The sequence below is a fragment of the Streptomyces boetiae genome, from assembly GCF_031845405.1.
Taxonomy (GTDB): Bacteria; Actinomycetota; Actinomycetes; order Streptomycetales; family Streptomycetaceae; genus Streptomyces; species Streptomyces boetiae.
This window is the reverse complement of record NZ_JAVREN010000017.1, coordinates 55,730-76,301: the sequence shown is the minus strand read 5'-3', so window position 1 is coordinate 76,301 and position 20,572 is coordinate 55,730. Positions and strand designations below refer to the sequence as shown.

The following is a 20,572-nucleotide window of genomic DNA, read 5'->3' as shown; positions in this document are numbered from 1 at the left end:
TTAGTGCCACCACCGCCTCCCGAGGTCCGGAAGGCGGGGCGTATTCGGGACGTCTCGCTTCAGGCTGATGTCCGCCAGCTTTCTGCCCTGATGCTGGCTGGGGACGTAGGGCGGGACGTGCGGGGCGAGGTTCTTCACCAGGTAGACCGATGCATCGAGGCGGCCGGGGGATTCGCTGCTGGTGGGCTGCCAGGTGGCCCATTCCCGTGCGAGTTCCGGGAGGTCGTCGGCCAGCCAGACGCGGCCTTCCACGAGGGCCTGGGCGACCGGTTCGGCACGCAGCGCCTTGCCGCGCTTGGCGGTCTCCTCGGCCACGAACGGGGCGGAGCGGCCGGCGGGGACACGCCCTTCCTGATGAAGTGCTTGCCACGCTGTGTTGATCATCTGCCGGCACATGTCGCCGCCGAAGTTCTTCTCCACCACGATGCGGTCCGCGTCCGTCTCGACGGCCAGCAGGCACGCGGTGCGTGCCCACCGGTCCGAGCCCATCACCCCGGACCAGTCGTGCGTGAGGTACACGAGCCTGTCCGCGCCGAGGTAGCCGCCGATGATGCCCGCCTCGTCCCGGCCGCCACCGGAAGGGTCCACGGCCACGGCAACACGCTCCGGGGCGGGGAGCGCCTGGCCGTACGGTACGCGGCGCTCGGCCAGGAGCGCGGCCGTCACCAGCGCGCCCTCCGCTGGCTGCGGGTCGCCCTGATACAGCCCCGCCCAGTCCCGAGCGGTCGAACCTCGCCGCTTGTCCTCCCAGTGGGACAGCAGCGCAGCCGTACCGCCCTCCGCCACCTTGGGGTGGGGCAGGGGGTCGCCCACGGCGCGGCCCAGCGGGTCGGGGCCGTGCTTGCCGGTGTGGATGGCTTCCAGGTGGATGACGTGCCACCGGCCGCCGTCCTCCGCGCGTCCCTCACGGGCGAGCAGGCGTCCGGCGAGGTCGTCATCGTGCCACCGGGTCATGATCAGTACGGCCGGTGCCCCGGGGGATAGGCGGGAGGTGGCCACCGCGCTCCACCAGTCCCAGACCGCTTCGCGCTGGCGGCGGGAGTCCGCGGCTGCCCGGTCCTTGTGCGGGTCGTCCACGAGGAGGAAGTCCGCGGGGAAGCCGGTGAGCGCGGAGCCGACGCCGACCGACCGCAGGCCGCCCCCGGCGGTGGTCTCCCAGTCCGCCACCGAGGCCGAGCCGCGCCGGATGCCGACGCCCCAGCGGTGCCCGTGCTCGGCGATCACATCCCGCACATCCCGGCCCCGGCGATGGGCCAGGGCATCGGCGTAGGTACCGATCGCGATGCGGCGCCCGGGGTGGCGCAGCAGGTACCAGGCCGGGCCGTAGGTGGCCGCGGTCAAGCTCTTGCCCACCTGGGGTGGGGTGGTGATCAGCAGCCGCCCGCCCGGGGCGATGGCAGCCTGCTTGAACGCGGAGGCGATCAGGGACAGGTGCGGGCGCGAGACCACGGCGCGCGGTTGCGCCCACATGCCCAGCGTCAACGGGTCAGACAGCGCCAGCGCTTGGAGTGTCCGGGAGGAAGTGGTGGCCGCCGTCGTGGTCGTCACGCGCCCACGCCGCCGCTGTCGTTGTCGTTGTCGTTGTCGTTGTCGTTGTCGTTGTCGTTGTCGTTGTCGTTGTCGTCAAGGAACGCCAGCACATCGACCGGACGGCGCCCAGGCTCCGGCTGCCGGCCGTCGTCGGTCGGGTCGTTGCCGTGGCCGTGGGCGGCATCGGGCTGCGGCTGGTAGGTCCCGCGCGTCACCTGATACCGGGCATCGGCCTGAACCTGGGCCAGCAGCCGCTCCTCCAGCTCCCGGTCCCGCCCGTGCGCCGCGTCCTGCTGCTCCAGCTCCACGGCCGCCGCCTGAGCGGTGGCGGCCACAGAGGTGTTCACCGTGACGGCCGGGCCGCTGCTCATGGTCATCTGGTGCATGGTGCGGGCGCCGTCGAACGCACGGGCCACGGCCTTGTCCGGCGCCAACTGGTCCACCTGCGTGTGGGCGTGGGCCAGGCAGCGCGCCGTGAGGTGGGTGACCGCCTCGGTGAGCTGCGCGTGGCGGCGTCGCTGGCGCAGCATGACCTCTCGGTCATGCTGGGTCTGCTCGGCCATCTCCCAGGCCCAGGCGCGGTCCGCCCAGCGGCGGGCGGCGGAGATGGCATACAGGTGGTCGACGCTCACCTGGTGCTGCTCCGCCAGGGTGCGGATGGAGCGCGGTATGGACATGGCCAGGTAGCGGCGGAACCACTCGTGTTGGTGCTGGGTCTCGCCGTGCTGGCGCTGCCAGGGACGTTCGCCGAGGTCGTAGTCCTCAGGGAAGGGCTTGATCTTGGCCACCGTCTGGGGTCCTCCTGGGTCCGGTCTGAGGGGGTGGCTATGCGGCCGTAGCTGCCCGGATCTCCGTGGAGTCGACGGCCTCTTCTACGGCGCGAGTCCGGTTATCCGCGCCGTGGCGGAGGCGTTCCAGGGTGCGGGGCAGGGCTGTCCAGCCGATCGCCCGGCGGGCGTGCATGTCACTGCCCCTCGTTACCGTGCCGCCGTCATCGCCGAGCCGAAGGAGGCGGCACATACCCAGGGTGTGGATTGAGGATCGCTGGCACAAGAAGCGACCAGGCGCCGAGGAGCGCGAGTGCGGGAAGCACCGCAGCAAGGCCCGGCGCATGGTCGCGACGAAGAAGCACGGCATGGGCAGCCGGTGGTCCGTCGGCTACTACGACCCCAGCGGCAACCAGCGCGAAGAGGTCGTTCCGACCGAGGAGCGGGCCAAGGAGCGGCGCACGGAGCTGGAGACGGAGCTGAGCCGGGGCGCCTGGGTGGACCCGGAGGAGCGTCGCATGACGCTGGAGGAACACGCCGGGCGCTGGCTCGAGGGGCGAAGCAGTGGCGATGCGGCGACGGTCGATGGCGTCGCGCGTCACCTGCGGCTGCACATCCTGCCCGTGCTGGGCTCCCGGGCGCTCAAGGAGCTGGAGCAACGCCCCTCGCTGGTGCAGGCGTGGCTGTCCGGCCTGACGGCCGGCGACCGGTACGCCCGCAACATCCTGCGGACGCTGCGGGCGGTGCTGCAGGCGGCCGTGGAGGACGGGATCATCCTGCGGAATCCGTGTGCCATGTCGACGGTGCGCCCGCCGAAGCCCGTGGCAAAGAAGATCATCCCTTGGGAGGACGAGCGGATACGGGCGGTGCTCGCCGCGCTGCCGGCACGGTACAGGCGGCTTGGGGTCGCTGGTGCGTACTGCGGACTGCGGCAGGGAGAGCTGTTCGGGCTGAGTCCGGACGATGTGGACCGGGCGCGTGGCGTGGTGCACCTGCGCTACCAGGTGCAGCTGCTGCCCAGCGGGGTGAAGGTCTTCAAGGCGCTCAAGGGGAGGTCCGCGCGGGAGGTGCCGTTGCCGGATGTGGTGGCGGCGGAGCTGGCGGAGCATGAACGGGAGTGGCCGGTGACGTTCGTCACGCTACCTCTAGTGAGGCCGGACGGTGCGGAGATGAAGCGGGCGCTGTACTTCGTGGACGAGGACGCCTCAGCCCTGAACCGGACGAACTTCAACCGGAACGTGTGGAAGCCAACGCTGGCCCGGGCCGGGATCATCCCGGACCGCCCCCGGGGTGCCCAGAAGCACCAGGCCGCCCGGGAGGACGGGTGCCACGCGCTGCGGCACTACTACGCCCGCTTCATGCTAGAGAAGCGCGTGCCGATCGAGTCCGTGAGCGAGTTCATGGGGCACAGCGATCCCGGGTTCACGCTGCGGACCTATGGGCATCTGCGGCCCGACGCCGTCGCCTCGGCGCGGGAGATGGTGAACCGGGCGCTGCCCGCGCTGTAGGACCTGCTTGGGCACTGCCGTCACCGTACGTGACAAGATAGCTGTGCCAGCGGCCCGCCCCGGGTGGGACGGTCCGCCGCACTGAATCGACCGAGACGCGGGAGGGGTGATCCCTGTGGGTTGGATGTGGGCCGACCTGGGCGGGCGGGGACGTCCGCCCAGGTCAGAGTGGTGCGGCCTCAGTTCTTCTGGGACTGTCGTACGTCTTGGGCCACCTGCCCGAACCTGCCGCTGGCCAGTCGGCGCCGCCCTTCTATGGGTCGTTGGTGGTCGTTGGTGGTCGTCTCCGGTTGGCCTCGGACGGCCCGTAGACGGCCCGGCTCAGGGGGCGGGGAGCTGCTAGCGATAGCGGTGGGTGTCGCTAGCGTTAGCGGGTCCGATAGCGGCCGGACGGGCAGGTGACCTGCGCCTTAGCGGTTAGCGGCCGGTCCGGACTGTCCCGGATTTCGGGCCGCTGAGGAGGCCCGCGAGGGCGGAGGCAGGTGCTATTGCGCCGGGCCGGGTCCGGCCGACGGGCCGCCGTGAGCGGGGAAGAGCTTGAAGGAGCGGCCTACGGCCGCGCGTTCCTTGGCTCGCTGCGCTCGCGCGTCAACCCTCCGTGCGGCGCCTGGCACGGCCCACGGGGCGGCCTTCCCGGGGGGTGAGGCGCCTGTGTACGTCCGGCCGCGCAGAAAGTGCGGCGTCCCTTTTATATCTATTTGGAACCGGGCTCTGTCCTAAGTAGAGAAATCCTGCGTCCCCCTGTGGTCCACGTCCCCTGAAACACCCTCTCACCTGCGGAAACAAGGGGGGACGCAGAGCCGGTTCTCTGCGTCCCCCTCTGTGGTCCTGCGTCCCCCCTCTGCTTCCCCCCTGTGGTCCTGCGTCCCCCCCTGCGTCCCCCCTATCTCCGCAGGTCAACCACCATGGGGGGACGCAGGACCACAGGGGGACACAGAAATCCGAACCTAAGACATTCACGGGCCCTACCGACCGCGCAGACCGGTCGTCTGGAGTGAAGAGACCACCCCCGCGCGCGGCCGGTGGCTTCTTCTCCAGCCCGCGCGCACCCCAGCCCGAGGGACGGGCGGGTGTCATGCAGAGACCACCTCGCCCGGCGGGCGGAGGTGGTCTCTGCACACGGCGGCGACGCCTGGCTACCGGCCAGCCCGGCCGCCAACGCGCGAGCGAAGCGAGCTGCCAACGATCGCGCGGCCGTAGGCCGCTCAGTCCAGTTCGTACTCTGCGGAAAGCTCCCTGCCAGCCCCCAGGAAGTCGATCGCGTATTCGGTCACGTCGCCGTACTGGTCCCAGTAGCAGTTCGTCATTGTCAGTCCCGAAGCCCCGGCTGGGACACCGAGAATCTCGGCAATGTCCTCGGGGATGGGCCTGATAGCGACGATGTCACGTCGACGCACGGCCCGCCTGCCGGTGCGCTCTTCCACTAGCCCGAACGTCATCTTCGGGAGAGGTGCGGTCCGCAGGAGCTCGGGGGCCGCTTCCGCGAAGTGACCCGGCAGCCATGACGTGGACAGGGTGACGACTCCCTGGTCATCGGCGTATAGCCGCTGCCGCTGGACGACTTCGCCCCCTTCTTCGACTCCGAGCGCCGAAGCGATGTCCTCCGGCGCAGGCACCAGTTCCGAGGCCAGGATTTCGGTGCGCTCACCAGACCGGAAGCCGTCCCCGCCGGCGCGAAGCATCGCAAGGCGATCCGGCCCGGTGGTCTGGGCGCGGGGCGCCTTGACGATGGTCCCCACACCGGGGATCGATTCGGCGTACCCCTCGGACCTCAGCACTGCCGCAACTCTCGTCGCAGTCGCAGTCGAGACACCCTCAGCACGTTCGATCTCTCGGACAGACGGAATCTTGTCTCCGGGGCGGAGCTCGCCCTTCCGGATGCGCTCCTTGATCCCCGCTGCGATGCGGCGATAGGGCGGTAGCGCCTCTACGTTCTCAGCCACAGCCTTCCCCTCCGCTCTGAAGTGCTCTAGTGCACCTCTTGACTTCCAGCACTGCTCTAGAACACCCTAGAGCTGTTGCTGCTTCCCGAACAGGCGGCAGCAAGCCAAGGTGCGCCCTGCGCGCACAGCACAAGGAGAGGCGCGGTGCCTGCCTGCCAGCTAGATCACCGCGCCCCTGAGTCCCCTGGAAGGGGTGTGTCCATGATGCCTCAGGGCGTGTTGGATCGGGTGTCTGGTGGGGCGCCGGTGGATTTGGCCGGGGTCCCGGCGCTGGTGGAGCGGCGGGGTGTGGGTGAGGTGTTCCCGACCGTTCCGGTTGCGGGTGTGGAGTTGTCGCGGGAGCTGGTGGCGGTGGCGCTGTTCGTGCAGCCTCACGCGATGGAGGCTGGCTTCCGGAGCGATGACGAGTCGCTGCTGGAGGCGCTGGCGGGGGCGGTGGCGGAGTACGGCGTGGCGGGCCTGGCGGCTGAGCTGCCGGGGTTCGAGGCGCTGCCGGTGTGGGACCGGCGGGCGGGGCTGGCCTGGGGCCTGGCCCACCGGTTGTGCCTGGCGTTCTGGTACGCGGACGCGCTGTCCGCGCCGATGGACGCCTACCAGGTGGCGGCCGGGCTGTACGCCTCGGGCCTGGCCGGTGGCGGCACCACCCACGTGGGCACCGACCCCGCGCGTGAGGCGCAGATCGCCGGACACCTGGCCGAAGGCATCTCCCGGCTTGGCGCCCGGCAGGTGGCGGTCTTCGGCGGAGAGCTGGAACGCCACTTCAACCGGCACAGCAGGACTCCGGAGCGGGAGCTGGACGCCGCCTTCCGAGCGGCGATGCCCGACCGGCGGCGGCGCCGGTTCTGCTACGACCTGGCGGTGAACTACACCTGGGCGCGTCCGGTGCCACTGATGGTCTGGTTCAACGCGGGCGGTGCCGCCATCGGCACGACCCCGCCGCCCTGCCCCCACGAGGCGGCCCACCACGCCCACGTCCTGCGCGAGATCCACGCCGCCCAAGGGGCCGCCGCGTGATGGGCACCGGCCAGCACCGGGCACGTCGGAACGGCGCGGCGAAGAAGCGGGCCCGCAAGGCGGCCGTGGCGGCGCGGGACGGGGCCCGCTGCGCCTACTGCCGCATCCCGTTCACGGACTTGCGCCAGGCGACGCTGGATCACGTCGTCCCCCACTCGCTCTACGCCACGTGGGCCGCCCGGCACCTCGTCCTGGCCTGCAACGGCTGCAACCAGGCCAAGGCCGACCGCCTGCCCCTGCTGCTGGCACTGGCCCTGCTGGCGGCCGTGAACACCGGCCAGGAGGCCATGAACACCGCACCGGGCACGGTGAACACCGGCCAGCAGCCCGTGAACGCCGTTCAGGAGGCCGTGAACATGAGCCAGGGCACCGTGAACACGCTCCGGCTGCTGGCCCGCCTCGCCCACCACCGCTACACAGCCGACCGCGCCGCCTGGCGGGCCCGCTGGGAGGTGGCCGCATGACGCCCAAGACCAACCGCCCCCCGACCCGACCGGGCCCGGAATCGGCCGACCGATCGGCCGATCGGTCGGCGGTCGGATCGGGGGCAACGATCGAGGGCTCACCTGCGCAGACACGCCCGGTCCGGTCGGCTGGGAATCGGCCGACCGAACCGGGCACGGACCGGACGCCTGAGCCGCAGGGGCCGGGACGCAAGCCATCCCCCGACAACCCGCGCGCCGAACCGGCCGACCCTCGCGCCGCCCTCCGTGGCGGGCTGCCCGACCGCTACCTCACTCCCGAAGACCTCGCCTCCATGTTCAGCCTCCCGAGCGTGGAAACCGTCTACGCCTGGCGCCGCAAGCGCACCGGCCCGCCCGGCTTCCGCATCGGCAAGCACCTGCGCTACGACCCCGCCGCCGTCGCCGCCTGGGTCGCAGCACAGACCGCCCTTCCCGACGCCGCCTGAGGGGCGACCACGGTCGCTAGACCTAGCACCCCGCCCCGCTAGGTCTAGCGGCCTCCCTAGCCCCTGATCCCGCCCGCCACCTGCGGCCTAGGCCCTAGCAGCCCCCGCCGCCGGCACCCGTCAGAACGGCCCAGCACGGGCCGTTCCGGCACCCGCCGCAACCGCTAGCACCACGGGAGCACACCCCCCATGGCAGGGCACATTCAAGACCGCTGGTACAAGGACATCACCGACCCCCAAGGCAAGACCATCCGCGTCAAGACCAGCCGCCACGGCACCGGCCTGCGCTACCGCGCCCGCTACACCGGACCCGACGGCACCGAGAAATCCAAGAGCTTCCCCGACCGCCAACGCCGCCAGGCCGAACAGTGGCTCGCCCACACCCGCGCCGACATGGAACGCGGCCACTACATCGACCCCAAGAACGCCCGCACCACCTTCCGGCAGTACGCCGAAAAGTGGCTCGCCTCCCAGACCACCGACATGGCGACCCGTGACGCCGTGGAGAGGCGGCTTCGGCTGCACGCCTTCCCGTACATCGGGACGCGCCCCCTCGGGACGTTCCAGCCCGCCCACATGCGGGCATGGACGCGCGAGCTAGAGGACGCCGGAATCCCGGGATCGTACGGGCACGTCATCTACGGGAACGTCCGCGCGGTGCTGTCTGCCGCCGTGGATGACGGCTACCTGACCCGGAACCCGTGCGACGCTCAGTCGGTCCGGCCGCCCGCAGCGGAGCCCAAGCGCGTGGTGCCGTGGCTGCCTGAGCGGGTCTTCGCTGTCCGGGCCGCGCTCCCCGAGGCGTTCCAGCCCATGACCGACGTGGCCGGCGGATGCGGACTCCGGCAGGGCGAGGTCTTCGGACTGGCCGTTGACGCCCTGGACTTCGCCACCGACACGCTGCGCGTGGTGCGGCAAGTCAAGCTCATCAGGGGCAAGCCCGTGTTCGCACCGCCCAAGTGCGACAAGGAACGCGACGTGCCCTTGCCCGCCGCGATCGGTGAGGCGCTGCGGGCCCACATGAAGGCGCACAAGCCGGTTGCCGTCACGCTGCCGTGGAAGCGGCCGGACGGGCCGCCCGTCACCGCGCGGCTCCTGTTCACGGGGAGGGAGGGCCGGGCTATCCGCCGGAACGACTTCAACGTGCACGCCTGGAAACCGGCTCTCGTGGCCGCTGGCGTCATCCCCGAGCGGGCGCCCGGGGAACGTCACCAGGCGGCGCGTGAGCACGGCATGCACGCGCTCAGGCACTTCTACGCCTCGGTCCTGCTCGATGCCGGGGAGAGCATCAAGGCCGTGAGCGAGTACCTGGGGCACGCCGACGCCGCGATGACGCTGCGGGTGTACGCGCACCTGATGCCCAGCAGCGCCGAGCGGACTCGGAAGGCCGTTGACGCCGTGTTCCAACACGGCGAGCAAGACGGCTGACGGCCCACAGACGGCCCACGGGCAAAACGGGAGCCCCCAACCGGCGGGAAAGCTGCTGGTAGGGGGCTCCTGGCCTCTCGGACGGGCCTAGTTCTTCTGGATCTGGTCGAAGCTCAGCTCGACCGGGGTCTCGCGGCCGAAGATCTCGACGAGGCCCTTGACCTTCTTGGAGTCGGGGTTGATCTCGTTGATCGTCGCCTGGAGGGTGGCGAAGGGGCCGTCGGTGACGGTGACCGAGTCGCCGACCTCGAAGTCCAGGACCTGGACCTCGACCTTGCGGCCGGCGGGGGCGCCCTCGGCGGTGGCCTCGGCCGCGGCCTTCTGCTCGGCCTCGGGGGCGAGCATCTTGACGATCTCGTCCAGGGTCAGCGGGTAGGGGTCGTAGGCGTTGCCCACGAAGCCGGTGACGCCGGGGGTGTTGCGGACCACGCCCCAGGACTCGTTGGTGAGGTCCATGCGCACCAGGACGTAGCTGGGGAGCTTGTTCTGCTTGATGGTGCGGCGGTCGCCGTTCTTGATCTGGACGACCTCTTCCTGGGGGACCTCGACCTGGAAGATGTAGTCCTCGACGTTCAGCGAGACGGCCCGCTGCTCCAGGTTGGTCTTGACGCGGTTCTCGTACCCGGCGTAGGTGTGCACGACGTACCACTCGCCGGGCAGGACGCGCAGCTCCTCGCGGAGCTGCGCGACGGGGTCCACGGGCTCCGGCTCGGCCTCGGGCTCCTGCTCCGCGTCCGCGGCCTCCGCCTCGCCGGCCTCCGGCTCCCCCGCCTCGGCAGCCTCGTCCTCGGCGGCAGCCTCCTCGGCCTCGCCCGCCAGCTCCGGCTCGGGTGCCGACTCCGCCGCGGCCTCGGGTGCGGTCTCCTCGGCCTCGACCTCTGCGGGCGCGGCGTCGTTCGGGATCGGTTCGTCAGGCACGGTAGCTGCTTCTTCCTGGCTTTACGGTCGGCAGGGGGCGCGGATCAGCCGAAGACGTACTCGACGGCCCGGCTGAACCCCCAGTCAAGCATGGTCAGGATGCAGATGACGACGATCACGAAGGCGATCACCGCGCTGGTATAGGTGCTCAGCTGGCGGCGGGACGGCCAGACGACCTTGCGCAGCTCCGCGATCACCTGGCGGTAGAAGCGCGCGAGGCGGGCCAGCGGCCCCTTCCTGGCGCGCCGGCCGCGGCGTCCGGTGGTCCTGCCCTCACCCCGGGGCTCGCGGGGCTCTGGCGTCTCCACGGAGTCCGTGATCCCAGCCACTCGTCCTCACCTGATCCCGGTCATGGTCATAGGCCGCCCGGCCACCCGGACGGCTATGCGTTTCGATGCGTGTAGCAGGGCCGGAGGGACTTGAACCCCCAACCGCTGGTTTTGGAGACCAGTGCTCTACCAATTGAGCTACGACCCTTTGCCGCGTGGTGTCCGACAACGTACCGCATCGAGCACCACCGGTGAGGAGTGTACGTGGTGAATCGGCGGGCGTCGAACGGTTCCTGGGGCGGCCGAGGGGGATACCGGGATACCCCGTGCCGCCGCCCGCGGCCGTCTGGGAGCATGCCTGCATGAGCCTCGCATCCTCCTCCACCCCCGCAGCGCGCCGGGTCTCGGCCCGGATCGGCGCGATCTCCGAGTCCGCCACCCTCGCCGTCGACGCGAAGGCGAAGGCCCTGAAGGCCGCCGGGCGCCCGGTGATCGGCTTCGGCGCCGGGGAGCCGGACTTCCCCACCCCCGAGTACATCGTCGAGGCCGCTGTGGCGGCCTGCCGCACCCCGAAGTACCACCGGTACACCCCGCCCGGCGGCCTGCCGGAGCTGAAGGAGGCGCTGGTCGCCAAGACCCTGCGCGACTCCGGCTACCAGGTCGAGGCGAGCCAGGTGCTGGTGACCAACGGCGGCAAGCAGGCGATCTACGAGGCGTTCGCCGCGCTGCTCGACCCGGGTGACGAGGTGATCGTCCCGGCCCCTTACTGGACGACCTACCCGGAGTCGATCCGCCTGGCCGGCGGCGTCCCCGTCGAGGTGGTCGCCGACGAGACCACGGGCTACCGGGTCTCCGTCGAGCAGCTGGAGGCCGCGCGCACCGAGCGCACGAAGGTGCTGCTGTTCGTCTCGCCGTCCAACCCGACGGGCGCGGTCTACGACCGGGAGCAGACCGAGGCGATCGGCCGCTGGGCCGCCGAGCACGGCCTGTGGGTGCTGACCGACGAGATCTACGAGCACCTGGTGTACGGCGGGGCCACCTTCTCCTCGCTGCCGGTGGTCGTGCCCGAGCTGGCCGACCGCTGCGTGGTCGTCAACGGCGTGGCCAAGACTTACGCGATGACGGGTTGGCGCGTGGGCTGGATGATCGGCCCCAAGGACATCGTCAAGGCGGCCACCAACCTCCAGTCGCACGCGACCTCCAACGTCAGCAACGTCGCGCAGGCCGCCGCCCTGGCCGCGGTCTCCGGCGACCTGGCCGCCGTGGCCGAGATGCGGGAGGCGTTCGACCGCAGGCGCCGCACGATCGTGCGCATGCTGAACGAGATCGAGGGCGTCACCTGCCCCGAGCCCGAGGGCGCGTTCTACGCCTACCCCTCGGTGAAGGGGCTGATCGGCAAGGAGATCCGCGGCCGGCGCCCGGCCGACAGCCTGGAGCTGGCCGGGGTGCTGCTGGAGGAGGCCGAGGTGGCGGTCGTTCCCGGCGAGGCCTTCGGAACGCCGGGCTACCTGCGGCTGTCCTACGCGCTGGGCGACGACGACCTGATCGAGGGCGTTTCCCGGCTGCAGAAGCTGCTGGCCGAGGCCCGCGACTGACGCGCGCCCGCCGCGCCGGGGCCGCCCCGGTGCGGCGGGTGTTCGGGCGGGCGCCCTCCCGGGGCATTCGCTTTGGCGCACTCCGGGGGCGTGCGGCAAGATCGGGCAATGGACCGACCTGCACCCCCCGCACCACCCCCGCGGGACATCCGCTCGCTGCCGAAGGCCCACCTGCACCTGCACTTCACCGGCTCGATGCGGCCGGGCACGCTGCTGGAGCTGGCCGACAAGTACGGCGTGCACCTGCCCGAGGCGCTGCGCGGAGGGAAGCCGCCCCGGCTGCGGGCCACGGACGAGCGGGGCTGGTTCCGCTTCCAGCGGCTGTACGACATCGCCCGCTCCTGCCTGCGGGAGCCGGAGGACATCCGGCGGCTGGTGCGCGAGGCGGCCGAGGAGGACGTGCGGGACGGCTCCCGGTGGCTGGAGATCCAGGTCGACCCCACCTCGTACGCGCCCCGGCTCGGGGGCCTGACCGCGGCGCTGGAGATCATCCTCGACGCGGTGGAGGCCACCTCGCGGGAGACGGGCCTGGGGATGCGCGTGCTGGTGGCGGCGAACCGCATGAAGCACCCGCTGGACGCCAGGACCCTGGCCCGGCTCGCGGTGCGCCACCGGGACCGCGGGATCGTCGGCTTCGGCCTGTCGAACGACGAACGCCGGGGCTTCGCGCGGGACTTCGACCGGGCGTTCGCCATCGCGCGGGAGGGCGGGCTGCTGGCGGCGCCGCACGGCGGGGAGCTGGCGGGCCCGGCCAGCGTGCGGGACTGCCTGGACGACCTGCGCGCGGCGCGGATCGGGCACGGGGTGCGCGCGGCGGAGGACCCGCGACTGCTGGAGCGGCTGGCGGAGGCGCGGGTGGCCTGCGAGGTGTGCCCGGCCTCGAACGTCGCGCTGGGCGTGTACGAGACGCCGGGGGACGTTCCGCTGCGGACGCTGTGGGACGCGGGCGTTCCGGTGGCGCTGGGGGCGGACGACCCGCTGCTGTTCGGCTCGCGGCTGGCGGACCAGTACGCGATCGCGCGCGAGCACCACGGCTTCACGGACGCCGAACTGGCCGAGCTGGCGCGGCAGTCGGTGCGGGCCTCGGCGGCGCCGGTGGACGTGCGGGAGAAGATCCTGGTGGAGATCGACGAGTGGCTGGCGCTCTAGCCGGCGCGTGTCCGCGGCCCCGCGCCCATCGGCACGCGGGCGCGTCCCCGCGTGCGGGCGGGGCGGGCGATTCGTGTCTCTCTGACAAATCAGCCGCACGCCCGGTGACGGATCCTGGCCGGACGGGCGACCCGGACGAGGGACCGCAGCCGAGCCCCGGGCAGGTGAGCGTCCGCTGCGGCGGCCCGCAGGGGCCGGGCGCGGCCCGGACGGCGCAGATGCGGTACCCCGCGCTCTTCGGCCCGCCCGACCTCGGCGTCCAGGGACCGGCCTGCGCCACGGTGCTCCCCGGCTGAGTGACGACGACCTCCGGGAGCGTGTCGCGCCCCCTAGAGGGAAACGCCCACGAACACGGGCTCGTTGACCAGCGTCACGCCGAACGCCTCGCGCACGCCGTCGCGCACCTCGCGCGCCAGGGCCAGCAGGTCGGCGGTGCGGGCGCCGCCGCGGTTGGTCAGGGCCAGGGTGTGCTTGCCGGAGATGCGGGCGGGCCCGGCGCCGTGGCCCTTGGGGAAGCCGGCCCGCTCGATCAGCCAGGCCGCGGAGGTCTTGGCGCGGCCCTCGCCCGCGGGGTAGGCGGGCGGGGCCGCGCCGGGCCCGAGGCGGCGGGCGGCACGCTCGGCGAAGGCGGCGAACTCGGCTTCGGTGAGCACGGGGTTGGTGAAGAAGGACCCGGCCGACCAGGTGTCGTGGTCCTCGGGGTCGAGGACCATGCCCTTGCCGGTGCGCAGCTTCAGCACGGCGTCCCTGGCGTCGGCGGCGGGCACCCGCGCGCCCGGCTCGACGCCCAGCAGGCGGGCGGCCTCGGCGTAGCGCAGCGGCGCGGACAGGCCGCCGGCGTCCTCCAGCGCGAAGCGGACGCGCAGCACGACGAAGCGCTCGGGCTCGGCCTTGAACCGGCTGTGCCGGTAGGCGAAGCCGCAGTCCTCGTTGCGCAGGGTCCGCACGGCCCGCTCGGCGCGGTCGTAGGCGACGACCTCGGTGAGGACGGAGGAGACCTCCTGGCCGTAGGCGCCGACGTTCTGGATCGGGGTGGCCCCGGCCGAGCCGGGGATCCCGGCCAGGCACTCAAGACCGGCGAGCCCGGCCTCGACCGTGCGGGCGACGGCGGCCCCCCAGTTCTCCCCCGCGGCCAGCTCCAGACGGGTGCCGTCCAGGTCGGCGCCGGTGGTGGCGATCCGCAGGGCGGTGCCGCGGAAGCCCTCGTCGGCGATCACCAGGTTGCTCCCGCCGCCGACCAGGAGCAGCGGCTCGCCGGCCGCGTCCGCCTCCGCGACGGCCGCGACGACCTCCTCGTCGGAGTGGGCGGTCAGCAGCCGGTCCGCGGGGCCTCCCAGCCGCAGCGTGGTCAGCGGTCCGAGCGGGGCGTTGCGGGTCTCCTGCACCCGGCCAGGATAGGCGCTCCCCGGCCCCGGGTCCCGGGAGCCGGGGAGCGCGACCCCCTGGGGGTGAGGTCAGACGCGCCCCGCCGGGACCGGCTCGCGCGCGGGCCGGTCCGCGTCCTGCCCGGCGGCCGGGGGCCGCGGGGCGCGGCGGGCGCGGGGGGTGAGGAGGATGGCGGCGGTGGCCGCGACCAGGGCGGCGACGCCGACCCACAGCGCGGGCACCAGCCCGTCGGTGAACGCCCGGGGCGTGGCGTAGCCGCCGCGCGAGGCGAAGACGGAGGCCAGGACCGCGACGCCCAGGGCGCCGCCGACCTCGCGCAGGGCGTTGTTCACCCCGGAGGCGATGCCCTGCTGCTCGGCCGGGACCGCGCCCATGGCCATCGCCCCGGTGGGCGCGAAGAACAGGGCCATGCCCACGCCGCACAGGACGAACGCCGGGACCTGGCTGACGTAGCTCACCGCCGGGTCGGCCAGCACCGCGAGCCAGCCCACGCCCACGGCCATCAGCCCCAGGCCCCAGGCGACGACCGGCCGCCCGCCGATCCGGTCGGTCAGAATCCCGGCGACCGGGGCGACGAGCATCGGCATCGCGGTCCACGGCAGCATCCGCAGCCCGGCCTCGGTGGGCGAGTAGCCCTGGATGAGCTGGAGGAACTGCGTCAGCAGGAAGATCGAGCCGAACATGCCCGCGTACATCAGCAGGCTGGAGAGGTTGACGGCGGTGAACGCCCGGGAGCGGAAGAAGCGCATCGGCAGCATCGGCGCGGGCGCGCGCAGCTCCCAGGCCACGAAGGCGCCCAGGGCCGCGCCGCCGAGCAGGAAGCCGGCCAGGACGGGGCCCGAGGTCCAGCCGTGCTCGTGGCCGCGGACGATGGAGAGCACGACGCCGAACAGGCCGGCGCTGGCCAGCAGCGTGCCGGGCAGGTCGAGCCGGGCGCCCGCCCCGCGGCTCTCGGCCAGCCGGAGCCGGACCAGCGGGTAGAGGGCCACGCCCAGGGGGACGTTCAGCCAGAAGATCCACTGCCAGGAGATGTGTTCGGTCAGGGCGCCGCCGATCAGCGGCCCGGAGGCGACGGCCATGCCCTGGACCGCGCCCCAGACGCCGAACGCCGCGCCGCGCCGCTCGGGCGGGACGACGGCGGCGATGAGGGTGAGGCTGAGGGGCACCAGCAGAGCGGCCCCGGCGCCCTGGGCGGCGCGCGCGGCGATCAGCGCGCCGGTGGAGCCGGCCAGGGCGGCGGCGGCCGAGGCGGCGGTGAACAGCAGGACGCCCAGGCCGAAGACGCGGCGGCGGCCGAGGCGGTCCCCGAGCGCGGCGCCGAGCAGCAGCAGGCAGGCGAAGGGGAGGGTGTAGCCGTTGACGATCCACTCCAGCTCGGCGAGGCCGCCGCCGAGGTCCTCGCGGATGACGGGGAGGGCGGTGGTGACGACGAGGTTGTCCAGGGCGGCCATGAAGGTGGCGGCGCTGGTGAGGACCAGGGTCCAGGCGACGAGCCCGCGGCGGGGCGGGGCGGGGGCGGTTCCGGTTTCCATGGCGGTGCGTGCCTTTCTGGGGGGCGGGCAGCCTCGGATTAGTGATCGGTCAATAACTTTTGCGGGCAGACGGGTGCGCCGTCACGGGGACGGCGCGCGGGGCGCCGCCCCTCAGGAGGCGCCGGGGTCGATGCGGGGCGGGCAGGCCACCCACACCCGGTGGTCGGGCGGGAAGCCCTGGGCCAGCAGGACGTTGATCAGCATGCCGTGGGCGAAGAAGTCCCAGGTCTCGGCGTCGTCGGCCCCCAGGAGCAGCCGGGAGGCGTCCCACAGGTCGGTGAACGCGGCGCGCAGCCGGTCGGCGAACGGCCGGTCCCCCGCCTCGTCGGCCGCGTGCCCGGCGACGTGCATCTGGAGCTGGAACAGGACCCGCTCGCGGTCCACCACCAGCGCCTGGTACGCGTCGCCCATCGCCTCGCGGGCCTCCTCGGGCGGCAGGCCGCGGCCGGCCTCCTCGAAGACCTGCCGGATGTCGAGCGTGCAGCGCTCGGCGGCGGCCAGGAAGATCTCCCGCTTATCGGGGAAGAGGCGGAAGAGGTACGGCTGCGAGACACCCGCGCGGCGGGCGATGGCGGCGGTGGAGGTGCCGGCGTAGCCGCCGCGGGCGAACTCGGTGATCGCCGCGCGGACGACGCTGACGCGCCGCTCGTCGGCGCTCATGCGGGGGCTGTCTCGGGCCATGGGGAGGAAGTTAGTGCTCAATCACTAACTACGCAAGGGGCTGCTCCGCGCGGGCTGTGCGAGGGGCTCCGCCGAGGCACGCTGCCCCCGGCCCGCGCGGGCGCGGCGGCCCGGGGACGGCGGGTGGGGGGTGAGGCGGGCGGAACGTCCGGCCTCGCGCCGGCCGCGCCGGGACCGCCCGGCGTCGGGCGGGGCCCGGCGCCGGGGCGTCCGGCATCAGGCATCAGGCGTCGCGGGGCGTCAGGCGGAGCGTCTCCACTCAGGCCAGGCGGACGACCGCGCGGGCCACGCCCAGGACCTTCTGGCCGTCGCTGTGCGCGGTGAGGTCCACCCGCACGGTGCGGGCCTCGTCGTCCAGCTTGGCGGCCACCTTCGCGGTCACCTCGATGACGGCGCCCTTCTCGTCGTCGGGCACCACGACCGGCCGGGTGAACCGCACGCCGTACTCGACCACCGCGGCCGGGTCGCCGGCCCAGTCGGTGACCACGCGGACGGCCTCGGCCATCGTGAACATGCCGTGCGCGATGACGTTGGGCAGCCCGACCTCGCGGGCGAACCGCTCGTTCCAGTGGATCGGGTTGAAGTCCAGCGAGGCCCCGGCGTAGCGGATCAGCGTGGCGCGGGTCACGGGGAAGGTGGCCGGCGGCAGCTCGGTGCCGGGCTCGACGTCGGCGTACGCGATCCGCGCGGTCATCGGGCGGCCTCCGTGGCCCCGGCGGACTCGGCGGCTTCGTCCAGGCTGCGGGCCACGAGCTTGGTGAACGCGGTCACGACGTGCTCGCCGGAGACGTCGTGCACCTCCCCGCGGACGTCGAGGATCTCGTTGCCCGCCATGGACTTGACGGCCTCGATGGTCGAGGTGACCGACAGCCGGTCCCCGGCGCGCACCGGGCGGCTGTAGACGAACTTCTGGTCGCCGTGGACGACGCGGGAGTAGTCCAGGCCCAGCTCGGGGTCGTGGATCACGGCCGTGGCCGCCTGGAAGGTGATGGCGAAGACGAAGGTGGGCGGGGCGATCACGTCCGGGTGGCCGAGGCCCCGGGCGGCCTCGGGGTCGGTGTAGGCCGGGTTCGCGTCGCCGATCGCCTCGGCGAACTCGCGGATCTTCTCCCGGCCCACCTCGTACGGCTCGGTGGGCGGGTAGCTCCGCCCGGCGAAGGACTGGTCGAGGCCCATCGGCGTGAATCCCCCTGCTCGTCGTTCGGTCGTCGGTCCCCGCGGATCGAAGCGAGGCCGCCCCCTGGGGCGGGAGCGGCCTCGGCGACGTATGAGCGTGTGAGAGCCCGGTCAGCGGGTCTCGCGGTGCGCGGTGTGCGAGTTGCACCGCGGGCAGTGCTTCTTCATCTCCAGGCGGTCCGGGTCGTTGCGCCGGTTCTTCCTGGTGATGTAGTTCCGCTCCTTGCACTCCACGCAGGCCAGCGTGATCTTCGGGCGGACGTCGGTGGCAGCCACGTGAGTGCTCCTTGACGGGCGGACGGGTCGAACACTTGTTGAACACAGAGAGAGTAGCCGATCCGAGGACCGACCCCGTAATCGGCTACTTGAGGTAGCGGCGACCGGACTCGAACCGGTGACACAACGATTATGAGCCGTTTGCTCTACCGACTGAGCTACGCCGCCATGGGGTGCAACCCCAGAGCCCCAAAACGGAATCGAACCGTTGACCTTCTCCTTACCATGGAGACGCTCTGCCGACTGAGCTATTGGGGCGAGCGCTCAAGAGATTACACGCATCGGCGCCCAGGACGAAATCCGTATAGGCGGGAACAACCGCCCCCTACGCTCCCGGTGATGCCCGAGCCCCTTGCCGAGCCCTTCCCGGCCTCCCCCGATCAGCCGCTGGTGCTGTGCGGCGCGCGGCTGCCCGACGGCCGGACCGCGGACGTCACGCTGCGCGCGGGCCGCGTCGCGGACGTCGCCGAGGCCGGCGCCCCGGCCGTTCCCCCGGCCGTTCCCGTGCCCGCCGCGCGCCGCGTCGACCTGGCCGGCTACCTGCTGCTCCCCGCCCCGGCCGAGCCGCACGCCCACCACGACACCGCCCTGACGGACGGCGCCCCGCGCCCGGCCCTCACCGGCCCCCACGACCCCGCGGGGACGCGGCGGCGGATCACCGAGGCCGCCCTGATCCAGCTCGCCCACGGCGCCACCGCGCAGCGCAGCCACATCCGCTGCGACCGCGGCCTGGCCGCGCTGGACGCCGCCCTGGCCACCGCCCGCGCGCTGCGCGGCCTGGCCGAGCTGTCGTTCGTGGCCACGTCCGGCCCCGGCCCGCTGACCGGCCGGGCGGGCGCGGAGAACCGGGCGCGGCTGCGGGAGGCCGCCCGGCGCGGGGCCCGCGCCCTGGGCTGCTGCCCCGACCTGGACCCGGACCCGGACGGCTGCGCCGAGGTGCTGCTGGGCCTGGCCGCCGACCAGGGGCTGGCCGCCGACCTGCACACGGCCGCGGCCGACCCGGTGCGGCTGGCCCGGCTGGCCGCCGCGGCCTCCGGCCTGCCGCCCGCCTCCCCGCTGCTGATCGGGCCCGCGGCCGGCCTGGCGCGGGTGCCGCGCCGCGCGGCCGGGCGGGCCGCGGAGCGGCTGGCGGCGGCCGGGGTCGGCGTGGTCGCGCTCCCGCAGGGCCCGTGCGGGCTCGCGGGCCCGGCCGCGCGCGGGGCCGCGACGCCGGTGCGGCTGCTGGCCTCGGCCGGGGTGCGGGTGACGGCCGGGGCGGGGGCGCTGCGGGATGCGGCCAACCCGGTGGGCCGCGGCGACCCGCTGGAGGCCGCCTACCTGCTGGCGGCGCGCGGCGACCGGCCCCCGGCCGAGGCGTACGCCGCGGTCAGCGGCCGGGCCAGGCGGGCGCTGGGGCTGCCGGAGGTCCGCGTGGCCCCCGGCTACCCGGCCGAGCTGCTGGCCGTGCGCGGCGAGAGCATCGCCTCGGCGCTCAGCCAGGGCGTCAGCCGCCTGGTCGTCCACCGCGGCCGGATCGTGGCCCGCACCAGCGCGGTGCGGGAGTTCGCGGGAACGCCGGGCCCTGGCGTTCCCGGGGTTCCGCGGCAGGCGACGGGCTAGCGTTGCGGCGGCCCCGCGGGGGGTGCCCGGTCGTCGGCCCCCGATGCCCGCCCGGGACGTTGACCACGGGCGTTGACCCCCGGCGTTGGCCCGGCGCGTTACGGTCGCAGGTATGCGCACAGTCATCGCTGGAGGACACGGGAAGATCGCCCGCCGCCTGGAGCGCCTGCTGGCCGGCCGCGGGGACCAGGTCTCCGGGCTGATCAGGCAGCCGAGCCAGGCGGGCGCGGTGCTCGCCGCGGGGGCCGAGCCCGTGGTCTGCGACCTGGAGTCGGCCGCCGCCGAGGAGGTGGCCCTGCACCTGGAGGGCGCGGACGCGGCCGTCTTCGCCGCCGGCGCGGGCCCGGGCAGCGGCGCGGCCCGGAAGGACACGGTGGACCGCGGCGCCGCGGTGCTCTTCGCGGACGCGGCCGAGCAGGTGGGAGTGCGACGCCTGCTGGTGGTCTCCTCGATGGGCACCGACGAGGAGCCGCCGCCGGGCACGGACCCGGTGTTCGCCGCCTACCTGCGGGCCAAGGCCGCGGCCGACGAGAACATCCGTGCCAGGACCGGCCTGTACTGGACGATCCTGCGCCCCGGCCGCCTCACCGACGACCACGGCACCGGCCGGGTGCTGCTCTCCGCCTCGGGCGCGCCCCGGGGCGCGGTGACCCGCGACGACGTCGCGGCCGTGCTGCTGGCGCTGCTCGACCAGCCGGCGACGGCGGGCCTGACGCTGGACCTGGTCAACGGGGAAACGCCCATCCCGGCCGCGGTGGCCGCGGTGGCGACGGGGGACTGACCCCCGGCCGGGCGCCCCGGCCGCCCGCTGACCGCCCCAGGCCGCCGGCGCGCGCCGGGGCGTAACCCGGCGCGGGTATCGTCCGTTCGCGTGAAGCCATCCGGCCCGGC

21 protein-coding genes and 3 tRNA genes are annotated in these 20,572 nt (G+C 73.4%); 10 read left to right on the top strand and 14 right to left on the bottom strand.

What is annotated here, in order from left to right; genetic code table 11:
- Both RM780_RS13890 and RM780_RS13885 read right to left on the bottom strand, forming a co-directional pair.
- Complete coding sequence (locus RM780_RS13890) at window positions 1-1,470, bottom strand: terminase large subunit domain-containing protein (RefSeq protein ID WP_311630996.1); 1,470 nt, start codon at window positions 1,468-1,470, stop codon at window positions 1-3.
- Between the two features lie 74 nt (window positions 1,471-1,544).
- Window positions 1,545-2,318, bottom strand: a complete 774-nt coding sequence (locus tag RM780_RS13885) for a hypothetical protein (RefSeq protein ID WP_311630995.1) — start codon at window positions 2,316-2,318, stop codon at window positions 1,545-1,547.
- Window positions 2,319-2,557: 239 nt separating this feature from the next.
- On the opposite strand from RM780_RS13885, the gene RM780_RS13880 reads away from it, so the two are divergent.
- Window positions 2,558-3,805 carry a tyrosine-type recombinase/integrase gene (locus RM780_RS13880; protein WP_311630994.1) on the top strand — a complete coding sequence of 416 codons (1,248 nt, stop codon included), beginning with the start codon at window positions 2,558-2,560 and terminating at the stop codon, window positions 3,803-3,805.
- A 1,205-nt stretch (window positions 3,806-5,010) separates the two neighbouring features.
- Here RM780_RS13880 and RM780_RS13875 read toward each other — a convergent pair.
- Complete coding sequence (locus RM780_RS13875) at window positions 5,011-5,748, bottom strand: GntR family transcriptional regulator (protein WP_311630993.1); 738 nt, start codon at window positions 5,746-5,748, stop codon at window positions 5,011-5,013.
- A 324-nt stretch (window positions 5,749-6,072) separates the two neighbouring features.
- On the opposite strand from RM780_RS13875, the gene RM780_RS13870 reads away from it, so the two are divergent.
- The 4 genes from RM780_RS13870 (at window position 6,073) to RM780_RS13855 (ending at window position 9,100) form a co-directional block, all read left to right on the top strand.
- Window positions 6,073-6,762, top strand: a complete 690-nt coding sequence (locus tag RM780_RS13870; protein ID WP_311630992.1) for a hypothetical protein — start codon at window positions 6,073-6,075, stop codon at window positions 6,760-6,762.
- Window positions 6,762-7,226, top strand: coding sequence for an HNH endonuclease (locus RM780_RS13865; RefSeq protein WP_311631025.1), 465 nt, complete (start codon window positions 6,762-6,764; stop codon window positions 7,224-7,226). Before RM780_RS13870 ends, RM780_RS13865 begins: the two co-directional genes overlap by 1 nt.
- Before the next feature lie 254 nt (window positions 7,227-7,480).
- On the top strand, window positions 7,481-7,672 hold the full coding sequence (locus RM780_RS13860) for a helix-turn-helix domain-containing protein (RefSeq protein WP_311631024.1): 192 nt from the start codon (window positions 7,481-7,483) through the stop codon (window positions 7,670-7,672).
- Window positions 7,673-7,861: 189 nt separating this feature from the next.
- Window positions 7,862-9,100 (top strand): tyrosine-type recombinase/integrase, encoded by a 1,239-nt coding sequence (locus RM780_RS13855; RefSeq protein ID WP_311630991.1) that lies wholly within the window; start codon window positions 7,862-7,864, stop codon window positions 9,098-9,100.
- 87 nt (window positions 9,101-9,187) lie between these two features.
- On the opposite strand, the gene nusG is transcribed toward RM780_RS13855, so the two are convergent.
- The 3 genes from nusG to RM780_RS13840 all read right to left on the bottom strand — a co-directional run bounded on the left by nusG (window position 9,188) and on the right by RM780_RS13840 (window position 10,495).
- Window positions 9,188-10,003 (bottom strand): transcription termination/antitermination protein NusG, encoded by an 816-nt coding sequence (gene nusG / locus RM780_RS13850; RefSeq protein ID WP_394812959.1) that lies wholly within the window; start codon window positions 10,001-10,003, stop codon window positions 9,188-9,190.
- 59 nt (window positions 10,004-10,062) lie between these two features.
- Complete coding sequence (secE, locus tag RM780_RS13845; protein WP_311630989.1) at window positions 10,063-10,347, bottom strand: preprotein translocase subunit SecE; 285 nt, start codon at window positions 10,345-10,347, stop codon at window positions 10,063-10,065.
- Window positions 10,348-10,422: 75 nt separating this feature from the next.
- Window positions 10,423-10,495: transfer RNA gene (locus tag RM780_RS13840), tRNA-Trp, on the bottom strand.
- A gap of 154 nt (window positions 10,496-10,649) precedes the next feature.
- On the opposite strand from RM780_RS13840, the gene RM780_RS13835 reads away from it, so the two are divergent.
- From RM780_RS13835 to RM780_RS13825, 3 genes are all read left to right on the top strand, one after another.
- On the top strand, window positions 10,650-11,882 hold the full coding sequence (locus tag RM780_RS13835; RefSeq protein WP_311630988.1) for a pyridoxal phosphate-dependent aminotransferase: 1,233 nt from the start codon (window positions 10,650-10,652) through the stop codon (window positions 11,880-11,882).
- A 108-nt stretch (window positions 11,883-11,990) separates the two neighbouring features.
- Window positions 11,991-13,031, top strand: coding sequence for an adenosine deaminase (locus tag RM780_RS13830; protein WP_311630987.1), 1,041 nt, complete (start codon window positions 11,991-11,993; stop codon window positions 13,029-13,031).
- A 104-nt stretch (window positions 13,032-13,135) separates the two neighbouring features.
- On the top strand, window positions 13,136-13,327 hold the full coding sequence (locus RM780_RS13825) for a hypothetical protein (protein WP_311630986.1): 192 nt from the start codon (window positions 13,136-13,138) through the stop codon (window positions 13,325-13,327).
- Between the two features lie 33 nt (window positions 13,328-13,360).
- Here RM780_RS13825 and RM780_RS13820 read toward each other — a convergent pair whose 3' ends face one another.
- The 8 genes from RM780_RS13820 to RM780_RS13785 all read right to left on the bottom strand — a co-directional run bounded on the left by RM780_RS13820 (window position 13,361) and on the right by RM780_RS13785 (window position 18,340).
- Window positions 13,361-14,416, bottom strand: a complete 1,056-nt coding sequence (locus RM780_RS13820; protein ID WP_311630985.1) for a UDP-N-acetylmuramate dehydrogenase — start codon at window positions 14,414-14,416, stop codon at window positions 13,361-13,363.
- 69 nt (window positions 14,417-14,485) lie between these two features.
- Complete coding sequence (locus RM780_RS13815; protein WP_311630984.1) at window positions 14,486-15,949, bottom strand: DHA2 family efflux MFS transporter permease subunit; 1,464 nt, start codon at window positions 15,947-15,949, stop codon at window positions 14,486-14,488.
- 111 nt (window positions 15,950-16,060) lie between these two features.
- Entirely contained in the window at window positions 16,061-16,630 is a 570-nt protein-coding gene (locus RM780_RS13810; protein ID WP_311630983.1) for a TetR/AcrR family transcriptional regulator, read from the bottom strand.
- 259 nt (window positions 16,631-16,889) lie between these two features.
- Window positions 16,890-17,324: a MaoC family dehydratase gene (locus RM780_RS13805; RefSeq protein WP_311630982.1), complete on the bottom strand. Its 435-nt coding sequence runs from the start codon at window positions 17,322-17,324 to the stop codon at window positions 16,890-16,892.
- Window positions 17,321-17,806 (bottom strand): MaoC family dehydratase N-terminal domain-containing protein, encoded by a 486-nt coding sequence (locus RM780_RS13800; protein ID WP_311630981.1) that lies wholly within the window; start codon window positions 17,804-17,806, stop codon window positions 17,321-17,323. Before RM780_RS13800 ends, RM780_RS13805 begins: the two co-directional genes overlap by 4 nt.
- 111 nt (window positions 17,807-17,917) lie before the next feature.
- Window positions 17,918-18,082 (bottom strand): 50S ribosomal protein L33, encoded by a 165-nt coding sequence (gene rpmG / locus RM780_RS13795; protein ID WP_097230363.1) that lies wholly within the window; start codon window positions 18,080-18,082, stop codon window positions 17,918-17,920.
- Window positions 18,083-18,177: 95 nt separating this feature from the next.
- A tRNA-Met gene (locus RM780_RS13790) sits at window positions 18,178-18,250 on the bottom strand.
- Window positions 18,251-18,267: 17 nt separating this feature from the next.
- Window positions 18,268-18,340, bottom strand: a tRNA-Thr gene (locus RM780_RS13785).
- An 81-nt stretch (window positions 18,341-18,421) separates the two neighbouring features.
- Here RM780_RS13785 and RM780_RS13780 point away from each other — a divergent pair.
- Window positions 18,422-19,681, top strand: coding sequence for an amidohydrolase family protein (locus RM780_RS13780; RefSeq protein ID WP_311630980.1), 1,260 nt, complete (start codon window positions 18,422-18,424; stop codon window positions 19,679-19,681).
- 112 nt (window positions 19,682-19,793) lie between these two features.
- Window positions 19,794-20,462: an NAD(P)H-binding protein gene (locus RM780_RS13775; RefSeq protein WP_311630979.1), complete on the top strand. Its 669-nt coding sequence runs from the start codon at window positions 19,794-19,796 to the stop codon at window positions 20,460-20,462.
- Window positions 20,463-20,572 lie beyond the last annotated feature (110 nt).

Coding starts and splice junctions, on each gene's coding strand:
- RM780_RS13890 (WP_311630996.1), bottom strand. CDS start 1,470: ATGTGGGCGCAACCGCGCGCCGTGGTCTCGCGCCCGCACCTGTCCCTG.
- RM780_RS13865 (WP_311631025.1), top strand. CDS start 6,762: ATGGGCACCGGCCAGCACCGGGCACGTCGGAACGGCGCGGCGAAGAAG.
- RM780_RS13855 (WP_311630991.1), top strand. CDS start 7,862: ATGGCAGGGCACATTCAAGACCGCTGGTACAAGGACATCACCGACCCC.
- RM780_RS13835 (WP_311630988.1), top strand. CDS start 10,650: ATGAGCCTCGCATCCTCCTCCACCCCCGCAGCGCGCCGGGTCTCGGCC.
- RM780_RS13830 (WP_311630987.1), top strand. CDS start 11,991: ATGGACCGACCTGCACCCCCCGCACCACCCCCGCGGGACATCCGCTCG.
- RM780_RS13815 (WP_311630984.1), bottom strand. CDS start 15,949: ATGGAAACCGGAACCGCCCCCGCCCCGCCCCGCCGCGGGCTCGTCGCC.
- RM780_RS13810 (WP_311630983.1), bottom strand. CDS start 16,630: ATGGCCCGAGACAGCCCCCGCATGAGCGCCGACGAGCGGCGCGTCAGC.
- RM780_RS13805 (WP_311630982.1), bottom strand. CDS start 17,324: ATGACCGCGCGGATCGCGTACGCCGACGTCGAGCCCGGCACCGAGCTG.
- RM780_RS13800 (WP_311630981.1), bottom strand. CDS start 17,806: ATGGGCCTCGACCAGTCCTTCGCCGGGCGGAGCTACCCGCCCACCGAG.
- RM780_RS13780 (WP_311630980.1), top strand. CDS start 18,422: ATGCCCGAGCCCCTTGCCGAGCCCTTCCCGGCCTCCCCCGATCAGCCG.
- RM780_RS13775 (WP_311630979.1), top strand. CDS start 19,794: ATGCGCACAGTCATCGCTGGAGGACACGGGAAGATCGCCCGCCGCCTG.